2 protein-coding genes are annotated in these 1,567 nt (G+C 74.9%); both read left to right on the top strand.

All coding sequences use genetic code 11. The features are described 5' to 3' along the window. Positions 1-1,188: hypothetical protein (locus tag G3I65_RS07460; protein WP_160695431.1), on the top strand; the 1,188-nt coding region annotated here is incomplete at its 5' end. Continuing rightward, the gene (locus G3I65_RS07455) at positions 1,188-1,520 is read left to right on the top strand and encodes a hypothetical protein (RefSeq protein WP_160695430.1); all 333 of its coding nucleotides are present in this window, start codon (positions 1,188-1,190) and stop codon (positions 1,518-1,520) included. The genes G3I65_RS07460 and G3I65_RS07455, both read left to right, overlap by 1 nt. Positions 1,521-1,567: the final 47 nt, after the last annotated feature.

The raw sequence follows: 1,567 nt of genomic DNA, 5'->3' as shown, positions 1-1,567 counted from the left end.
CGCGGCGCGGACCTGCCGCTGGACGCGCGGATCCCGGCGGGGCTGTTCGGCCCGCGGCCGCCGCGGCGCACGTTCGCCGTGACTGCGCTGGGCCGCCCGGACCTCAAGCCGGGCGACCTGGTTTCGCCGGTGCTGCCGCCGGAGGACTTCGTCGTCACCGAGCCGCCGGGCCTCGGCGCGACCCTGCTGACGTCGGTGCCGAACCTGCCCGCCGGGGTCGCCGACCCGGACGCCGACGCGTCGGTGTGCCGGATCATCGAGGTGCGCCACGAGATCTCGCGGGAGCGCGGTTTCCTCACCACGATCCGCGCGGTGGTGCTGGCCGGCGAGGACGACGGCTGGGACGAGGTCACGCCCGGCACGGCGAAGGACGCCCAGCGGGCACGGCGGTCCGGCGTCCCGTTCGCCGACAGCGCGCAGGGCGTGGCGAGCACGATCGGCGACGTCGTGGGGGATCGGATCGAGCGGACGTTCGGGGTGACGCGGTCGCGGCCCGCGGTGATCCACGACCACGCCGTGTCCCCGGACACCCCCAAGCACACCAGCGAGGTCTGGCACTCCGACGCGGCACCGGACGGCCGGCCCCAGGCGGCGCAACGCACGGAGATCACCGCCGACGCGCACGCGGAGCTGACCCAGGTGCCGTACGTGACGCCGTTCGCGTGGGGCAGCTACGGCCTCGTGCTGCCGCGCTACCCGGGCACCCGGGTGGTGCTGTCGAACGTCGGCGGCAGCTCGGCGGACTTCGTCGACGTCGGCGCGCTGTGGCCGCCGGGCGCGGGCCCGGACGCCCGGCCGGGGGACTACTGGCTGGCGCTGCCCGTGGGGATCGACGAACGCGAGCACCTGCGCGATCCGGACACCCAGGATCCGCCCGACGGCCTCGCGAGCCACGACCTGGTCGACGGGGACGGCACCCGCGTCATCGAGACCGCGCGGTTCGTCCTGCGGGTCACCGACGCGCTCACCCGCGTCCCGGCCCGGCCGTCTCCCGACGACGACCTCGGGAACGGCAGCGTGCTCATCGAGAGCCGGGACGGCGACGGGGCCGCGCGGATCGTGCTGAAGGGCGACGGCAGCGTCACGATCAGCGCGAAGTCGATCACCTTCGACGCCGAGGACCGGATCGAGCTGAACACCAAGGACGTCCGGGTCAAGCTCGACGGCGGCACGATGGACGTGAGCTGATGGCCTTCCCCGTCACCGGAAACGGCTCGGTCGAGTGCGACCACCACGGCGCCGTGTCCCTGCCCGCGGTCAGCGACGGGCGGCTCGTCGTCGCGGGCGGGAAGGCCGTGCTGTTCGCCGGGGTGCTCACGCAGCCGTACGCGAAGTGCGCCGCGCCCAGTCCGCCCGGCGTCTGCGTCACGACGCTGCCGTCCCCGCCGGATTCGGGCCGGGCCGCCCGGCTGACCGTGGGCGGCGCCCCGGTCCTGCTCGATTCCCTGACCGCCACCTCCCTGCCCTCGGCCACGCCCGTGAAGGTCGCCGCCGGGCAGTCCGTGCTCACCGCTTCCTGAAGGAGTTCCGATGACTTCCCTGCCCCCGCTTCCGACGCCTCCGGGCG

The organism is Amycolatopsis sp. SID8362 (assembly GCF_010550475.1).
GTDB lineage: Bacteria > Actinomycetota > Actinomycetes > Mycobacteriales > Pseudonocardiaceae > Amycolatopsis > Amycolatopsis eburnea.
The sequence above is the reverse complement of the archived record's forward strand: the minus strand, read 5'-3'. Positions and strand labels throughout refer to the sequence as shown.

What these genes read in the sequence shown, in the direction of transcription:
- G3I65_RS07455 (WP_160695430.1), top strand. Translation starts at nt 1,188, where the DNA reads ATGGCCTTCCCCGTCACCGGAAACGGCTCGGTCGAGTGCGACCACCAC.